Source organism: Rhodococcus sp. IEGM 1307 (assembly GCF_030056915.1).
Classification (GTDB): domain Bacteria; phylum Actinomycetota; class Actinomycetes; order Mycobacteriales; family Mycobacteriaceae; genus Rhodococcus_F; species Rhodococcus_F opacus_D.
In genome coordinates this window covers 158,339-165,925 of the sequence record NZ_JASHKW010000023.1, presented here as the reverse complement: position 1 = coordinate 165,925, position 7,587 = coordinate 158,339, and the positions used below count along the sequence as shown (strand labels likewise).

Genomic DNA, 7,587 nt, shown 5'->3' with positions numbered 1-7,587 from the left:
AACCGATCCCGCACCTCCGAGACCGTCACCCCCACCACCACACCCGAATCCGTCAGCATGTGCTCCACACGCCCCACCGGATACTGCGGATCCACCGGCAAAAACGCCGCCCCCGTCTTCGCCACCGCCCACACCGACAACACCGACTCGACCGACCGCGCCACCGCCACAGCCACCACCGACTCCGCACCCACCCCCGCCCCCAACAACACCCGCGCCAACCGATTCGACGCCTCATCCAACTCCCGATACGTCAACCGACGATCCCCACACACCACCGCCACCGCACCCGGATCCGCAACCACCGACGCCGCCAACAACTCCGGCAACGACACCTCCGACACCGACACCCCACCCACCACCGGTGTCAAGCACTCCAACTCCGCCACACCGATCACGGCGAGCGGTGTGCCGGGGTCGGCGGCGAGCAGTTCGTCGATCAATTCGACGACGCCGGCGTGATGCGACCGCAGGTCGTCGTCGCGGTAGCGGTACGGGTTGGCCTCGAACTCGACGATCGTCGACGCCGGCGTGCCACTCCGGTACACGTTCACGGACAGGTCTGGGACAGGACCGGTGGTGAGGATCCGGAAGTCACCGGTCAGCGACCCGAAGGTGAGATCCTGATCGAAGAGCATCACGTTGATCATCGGTCCCGAGATCCTGCGGGCCTCGGCGGAGACACCCAGCTCACGCAGAATGTCCTCGACGTTGCCGCGCTGGTGCCGCATTGCCCCCATCAGTTCGTGCTGGACCCGGGTCACGAGGTCGCCGACGGTGTCGTCGGATCGGACCTGCACCCGCAATGGCGCAACGTTGGCGAGCATGCCGCCGGAACGGCGCAGTACAGCGGTGGTGCGCGCGGACAGCGGAATGTCCACGAGCACGTCCTGCCGTCCCGTCCGCCGCGAGAGGTAGCAGGCGAAGGCGGCGATCAACGCGGCTGCTGCCGTCGCGCCCGGCCGGCCGTCGGTGTCCTCGAGCCGTGCGACGGTATCGGTGGACAGCGCCGCGCGCACGGTCAGGCTATGGGCGGCGGGTGGAGCCTCGATGTCGGTCAGGGAGGCGCCGTTCGTGCGTGTGTGGAGACGTTCGGCCCAGTAGTCACGGTCGGACGAGAACCGGTGGGACGCCCGGTAGTCGCCTTCGAGGCGGTGCAGGGTGTGCAGGTCGGATGCACGGTTCGGTTCGAGCTCGAGACCGTGGACCGCCGCGGTGTACAGGGCGGCGACACGGTTGACCATCGTCATCGCCCCGTATCCGTCGAGGGCGACGTGGTGGATCCTGCTGTACCACAGGTGCCGCTCGTCACCGACCCGCAACAGTGACGATTCGCACAGATAGTCGTGCTCGAAATCGACTCGTGCCGTGTAGTTCTCCTGCATCCACGCCTCCGCGGCGGCCATCGGGTCGGATGCACTGCGGAAGTCGACGATTCCCATGGCCGCGTCGGCAGGCGGATCGACCACCTGATGCGGCTCACCATCGACGTCGACCAGGCGCAGGAACACCGACTCGTATTCGTGGCCGGCAACGAGCGCTACCTCACGGAACAGATCGACGTCCAGCTGCCCGTGGATGTCGACGTACTGCGCGATGCAGATCGGGACGTCCGGGGCGAGTTGCTGCGCAAACCACAGCCCGTGCTGCGCCGCGGACAGCGGGAACGGATCGGATCGATGCTCTCGGTAGTTCGCTCGCGCAGCGTGTTCCATCAAATCACCAACCGGGGTGCTTGCGCCGCTGGATCGACGGCGGGACGCTCGGTCCTTGTGGGCAGGGGCAGCCGGATATACCGACGCCACTACGGTCCCGCGGATCGCCTTGCGCGAAAACACACCCTAGGTGTGTGGTGTGGGCACCCTGCACCGTCGGCACAACCCCACGACGAGGATGCCGGAGAACTATGCTTGGCCGTGAGCGTGTTCGAGGCGCGATGACCTGGAGCGCCGCCGAGGAGGTCCGCGATGAAGGCGATCATCCACACTCGGTTCGGCGGACCCGAAGTACTCGAACTCGCGCAGGTCCCGAAGCCGACACCCAAGGACGGCGAAGTCCTGGTGAAAGTCCACGCGACAACGGTGACAACAGCGGAATGCAAGATGCGCCGCGGCGAGCCGCTCTGGGGCCGGTTGATCCTCGGGCTGCGACGGCCACGAAGGAAGCTGCGGACCCTGGGCCTCGAGCTTGCCGGAGAGATCGAGGCCGTCGGCAAGGACGTGCACAGGTTCCAGCCGGGCGATCAGGTATTCGGGTTCACCGGTTTCGATATCGGCGCCTACGCCGAGTACAAGTGCCTGCCGGAAACCGCCTCGCTCGCACTCAAGCCGGTCGACAAGACCTACGAAGAGGCCGCCGCCGCCGTCGACGGTGCCACCACCGCACTGTTCTTCCTTCGGGACAAGGCGAAGGTGCGAACCGGACAGAAGGTTCTCGTCAACGGCGCCTCCGGCAGCGTCGGCACCTACGCAGTGCAACTCGCCAAGTCGTTCGGCGCGGAGGTCACCGGAGTGTGCGGTCCGCACAACACGGAGTTGGTGAAGTCCCTGGGCGCCGACAAGGTCATCGATTACACCACCGAGGATTTCACCGACAACGCCGAGGAATACGACGTCGTCTTCGACGCCGTCGGCAGGAATTCGTTCGCTCGGTGCAAGGGCGCGCTCACCGAGCACGGGTGCTACGTTCCCACATCCGGGCTGAACAACAACCTGCTGCAACTCTGGACGTCGATCCGAGGCGGAAGGAAAGTCGTCACCGGTATGTCCGTCCGCAAGAACGACGCATTGGCGTACATCAAGCAACTCATCGAAGCGGGCACATTGCGGATCGTCATCGACCGCAGCTATCCCCTGGAACGCATCGTCGAGGCGCATCGGTACGTCGACACCGGACACAAGAGTGGCAACGTCGTCATCACCGTGGTGCAGACGGGCCGCCCCGGAGATCGGGTTCCAACCACCCGTATGCCCACATGACCCCACTCGGGTACGCGCGTTTACGAGATCGCGACCTGGGGGAATCTCGTACACAAAAGGACGGTGCCAGATGTTGAAATCCGAGAACCCGAACCCCGTGCGGCCCACCCGAAGCTTCCTCGACCGGCGCCGCGGGCCCTCCGACCGTGAACTCTTGACCACCGCCAAGGCGGTGCTGATCACCAGCCGCGGCTACAGCGACGCGCAGGCGTTCGACGAACTGCTCGACGTGGCACGACGGCACCACCTCTCCGTGCAGGGTGCCGCCCGGTGCCTGATCGACCTCACCAGCAACACCCGGCACCTCACCAGTCGCCGACCGGGCACCTTCCCCGAGTGGGAAGGACTCCGCGGACAGCCTCCTTCGGGGCCCCACCGGCCGACGCAGCGCATGGCCAGCCTGCACGGGCGACACCATCCCCACCTCACGACGCAGATACGCCCGTGACCTGCGCGGTCCGTCGGCTGTCGGCGCGCCGGAGTCGCCGGCAGCGGCTGCGTACCCATATTCCTGCGGCAGATCGCCACCCGGTCTCTAGGCTGGATTGCGCGGGACCGCGACCGTTGACCCCACCCACCGTCGCAGGTACGCACGCAGTTCGTCCTGGCTCCGCGGCGGGTTTCCGGGCGAGATGAAGAACGACTGCATCGTCCGTAGCTGATATTCGACGAGCTCACGCAGGGCGGGCTCGTCGTAGCCGTGCCGCTCCCAGTCGACGTCGAAGCGTCTGATCATCGTCATTCCGAAGGTGAGGGCCTCGTCGGACGTGATCCCCTCGGTGTGGGAATGAGAACCGGACAGCATGATGCCGAGCTGCGGAATGCGGGGCGCTTCGTTGAGTGTGTAGATCACGGCCTCGACCACAGCTTCAGCGGGGTCTTCGATGCCCACGAGGTGTTCTGTGAGGCGGTCGAGGAATCCGGCGACGGCGGCGATGGCTGCGGCTCGTAGGAGGGCGTCGGTGCTGGGAAAGTATCGGTACACCGTCTGACGGATGACGCCGAGGGATTCCGCAACGTCGGCGATGCTGATCGCCGTATCTTTCCGACTGATGAGTTCGACTGCGGCGGTGACGATTCGCCGGGACGCTTCCTCGTCACTTCCAGGCGGACTACCACCCCACCCACGCCTGCCAGCCACTGTCTTTCCCTACCTCTCACAACGCGCCGTTGGGCCCGAACGGCATGCAAGGGCTGTCGGCGCACCGCCCCACCGGACTCAGAGGTTACCGCGAACGCTTGGCCCACCACCCCGAAGCCCTGTTTCGCGGACGCTCTCCAGGGATTCGCCGAATTCCGGGTGCGCGATGTTGAGCCGGACCACCACCGCTTCCACCGGCGTGGACTACGGGCCCGGGGTTGTCGCTGATGGTCCGGGACCCGAGCGCGACGCTCGAGCTGCAGCTCGACGCCACTCGAGCTCGTGCCGATGAAGTCCGGAAACTCGCGCGGGCCTTCCTCTCGCGGTCCTACCCTGGTACGCGAGAGACGGAAGGCGGATGAGTGATGCTGCTGCAGAACCGCACCACGATCGTCCACGGAGGCAGTGGCGCCATCGGCTCCGCGGTCGCGCGGGCGTACGCGCGGGAAGGCGCAGAGGTGCACCTCACCGGACGCACGCGCGCCACGCTCGAGGATGTCGCCCACCGCATCAGGGACGAGGGCGGGATTGCGCACGTCGCGGTTCTCGATGCGGTGGACCGGGACGCGGTTGAATGGCATGCCGCGGCGGTGGCGGACCAGAGCGGCGGCATCGACGTCTGCTTCAACGCCACCTTCAACGACGACATCCAAGGCACGCCGCTCGTCGACATGCGGGTCGGCGACGTCATGCAGCCAGTCGCCAAGGCGGTCACGACGAGCTTCACCGTGGCCACGGCCGCTGCACGCCACATGGTGGGACGCGGCACCGGCGTCATCCTCGTCATGGCCGGCGGACGGGAGGCTATCCCGAACCTCGGTGGCTCCCACGTCGCGTGGGCCGCACTCGCCGGACTGTGCCGACAGCGAACGCGGCCGTCTTCGCCGCGTCCGACTGGGCCACGACGATGACCGCGGCCGAGATCAACCTCACCGGGGGCGCTGTCGTCGACTGACCCGGGCCTGGAGGCGGGACGAACGCCCTCCTCCTTCCGGGTTCGGTGGCAACCGAACCGTGAGTAACGACAGCGCTAGGTCTCCGGAACAGGCGCGGGACCGCATCGCGATCGGTGACCGGCACCCCATCGTTGATGGAGCCGCGACCGAGGCTCGTTGGCATGCGCAAAACCGAATTGTTCAGATCGGTAACCCGTTGCTTGGGAAACTTAATCATACATACCCATCGATGTGTGTATGTTGTTAAACGCTCGGGTCTCTACCTGCCCAGAGGCTGCAGCCCACTCATGTCGCACGAGACGAGGTATCCCACATGACCGACCTGCACCCCAGAAAGATGGATTTCGCGTTTGACGAACAGGACGTCCCGTTCCTCTGGAACCCCGACAACCCGGCCTGGTCGAACATGTCGAATGCGATCTCGTTCCTGGCCGTCGGCTTCGAGAAGATGATCGTCAAGGCGATCATGCAGGCAAAACCACGGATGACCGACCCCGAGGTCGCAGAAGAGGCCATGGCGTTCATGCGTCAGGAGGGTCACCACTCGACCGCGCATCGCCAGCACGTCAAAGCCCTGATCAAGCGATACCCGGGGCTCCAGAACACCCTGGACGCCGTGATCGGCGAGTACGACCTCCTCACCGAGGCGACGACCCTGAACTACCGACTCGCCTACACCGCGGATCTGGAGGCAACCTTCACGCCGGTGTTCAAACTGATGCTCGACAACGACGCGACCCTCTTCCGACCGGGAGACGACCGCGTCGCGTCCCTGTTCATCTGGCATTTCGTCGAAGAGGTCGAACACCGGAGTTCCGCGATGATCATCTTCAATTCCCTTGTCGGGGAAGAGCTGTACCGGATGCGGATGGCGCCGTCGATCTTCGCACATGTGATGAAGGTGATGCGGATCGCCTGCGCCGGCTTCAATCAGCACGTGCCGATCAGGGAGCGGAAGGTCGATTCGATGTCGATGTTCGCCACGCACCGCACGAAGCAGAAACTGCTCACGTCGTTCGCGCCCTACCTGAGCAAAGGCGTCATGCCGCGTGCGTTCGACGACCTCCCGCGCGGTGAACAGCTCACCGCACTGGCCGGCATCGTCCGTAGTCAGATGCCGAAACACGACCCCACCCACGAAAAGCTGCCCGCGCTCGCCGACGAGTGGTTCGCCCGATACGACGCAGGCTACGACTGCACCCGGTGGTACACCGCGGACTCACGCGAACGCCGGACCGATCCCGTCCCGGCGGTGGTCAACTGATGGCCGACCTCTGCTCACCCACCTTCGACCAACTCTCGGCAGCGCTCGGCTTCTCGTGCGCCGAGGCCGGCGGACTCGTCGAGGTCCGTAGCCCGTCGGCGCTGGAGAACTGGACCCTGCCGGTTCTCGAGCTCACCATCGTGGTCGGGTCGGTGCTCGCGCTCGTATTCGCGATCCTGCGCTGGCGCCGCAACGGCGATCCGACCAACCTGGTGCTCTGGTTCGGCGCCACGGCGTATCTGTTCGTCATCGAGCCACCGCTGTACTTTCCGGCGGCCTTCGGGATCGAAGAGCACGTGGACACGATGTTCGCGCACAACGTGTTCACCGTGGACTTCCTGTGGGGCCGACTACCGCTGTACATCATCGCGATTTATCCGCTCATGGCCACGCTTGCCTTCGAGCTCGTCCGGATGCTCGGCGTCTTCCGGAAGTACGGGGTACTCGTCGGCGCGGTCTGTGTGGGCTTCGTGCACCACGCGTTCTACGAGATCTTCGACCAGCTCGGACCGCAGCTGAGGTGGTGGGAATGGTCGACCACCAACCCGGTCAACCAGCCCATGTTCGACTCGGTCCCACTGCCGAGCGTGGTGGTGTTCGCGGCCCTCTGGCCCATGTCGCTGGCCCTGTGCGTTCAGTTCTTCGTGGGCCGCTACGCCGACCGGGGCCGGGACTTCACCGGACTCGAACTGGTGTGGCGCACGATCGTGATCGGTCTCCTGGCGTCGGCGGGCACATTCATCCTCCCGATCCCGGCGACGGTCCTCGGAATGGAGAGCACCACGGTCCGGGGAATTCTCTACGCGACCGAACTGATCGTCATCGCGCTCGTCGCGATCCCGATCCTGGTCCGGCAGTGGTCGCGACTTCGACGGGGGACGTCCGACGTTCCGATCTATTCGAACGATTTCGTCCGTGCCTACAGCGTGGTGTACCTCGGCGTGATGGGCATTCTGTGGGTGACCGCGTTGCCCAGCTACTTCGGCGCTGTCGACGGCGTCACGAGCAACGGCGATCCCATCGGAAATCTCTGGTACACCATCGCCTGCTTCGCGATTGCGATTCTGTGCGTCGCCGCCACCTTCACGGTGCCGCGGGGCGCCGCTGACGGACGCGGCCCGGTCTCCGGTGAGGGTGCGGTGCCGAACGCGGTCCGATAGGCGCGACGACGGGAGCGACTGCTTGGCCGGTGCGACCCCAGCCCGTGATCCGCGGTGATGCGCGCAGATCACGGGCTGGGATGCGCGA

The 7,587-nt window shown here is 65.7% G+C and carries 7 protein-coding genes; 5 read left to right on the top strand and 2 right to left on the bottom strand.

The window, feature by feature from the left end; genetic code table 11:
* A partial coding sequence (locus QM841_RS34670; protein ID WP_283335419.1) for a condensation domain-containing protein occupies positions 1-1,715 on the bottom strand: 1,715 nt, incomplete at its 3' end.
* Positions 1,716-1,967: 252 nt separating this feature from the next.
* Between QM841_RS34670 and QM841_RS34665 the strand changes: the two genes are divergently transcribed.
* Both QM841_RS34665 and QM841_RS34660 read left to right on the top strand, forming a co-directional pair.
* Positions 1,968-2,978, top strand: coding sequence for an NAD(P)-dependent alcohol dehydrogenase (locus QM841_RS34665; protein WP_283335417.1), 1,011 nt, complete (start codon positions 1,968-1,970; stop codon positions 2,976-2,978).
* A 70-nt stretch (positions 2,979-3,048) separates the two neighbouring features.
* A complete protein-coding gene (locus QM841_RS34660) occupies positions 3,049-3,426 on the top strand; it encodes an ANTAR domain-containing protein (RefSeq protein ID WP_105420100.1) in 378 nt (125 codons plus the stop codon).
* A gap of 87 nt (positions 3,427-3,513) precedes the next feature.
* Here the strand turns inward: QM841_RS34660 and QM841_RS34655 are convergent, their stop codons facing one another.
* On the bottom strand, positions 3,514-4,119 hold the full coding sequence (locus tag QM841_RS34655) for a TetR/AcrR family transcriptional regulator (RefSeq protein WP_009472923.1): 606 nt from the start codon (positions 4,117-4,119) through the stop codon (positions 3,514-3,516).
* A 365-nt stretch (positions 4,120-4,484) separates the two neighbouring features.
* Here QM841_RS34655 and QM841_RS34650 point away from each other — a divergent pair, with 365 nt between their 5' ends.
* The 3 genes from QM841_RS34650 (at position 4,485) to QM841_RS34640 (ending at position 7,499) form a co-directional block, all read left to right on the top strand.
* Positions 4,485-5,030, top strand: a complete 546-nt coding sequence (locus tag QM841_RS34650) for an SDR family NAD(P)-dependent oxidoreductase (RefSeq protein WP_283335415.1) — start codon at positions 4,485-4,487, stop codon at positions 5,028-5,030.
* A gap of 358 nt (positions 5,031-5,388) precedes the next feature.
* The gene (locus QM841_RS34645; protein WP_009472926.1) at positions 5,389-6,339 is read left to right on the top strand and encodes a metal-dependent hydrolase; all 951 of its coding nucleotides are present in this window, start codon (positions 5,389-5,391) and stop codon (positions 6,337-6,339) included.
* A complete protein-coding gene (locus QM841_RS34640; protein WP_283335414.1) occupies positions 6,339-7,499 on the top strand; it encodes a hypothetical protein in 1,161 nt (386 codons plus the stop codon). The genes QM841_RS34645 and QM841_RS34640 overlap by 1 nt, the downstream gene beginning before the upstream one ends.
* Positions 7,500-7,587: the final 88 nt, after the last annotated feature.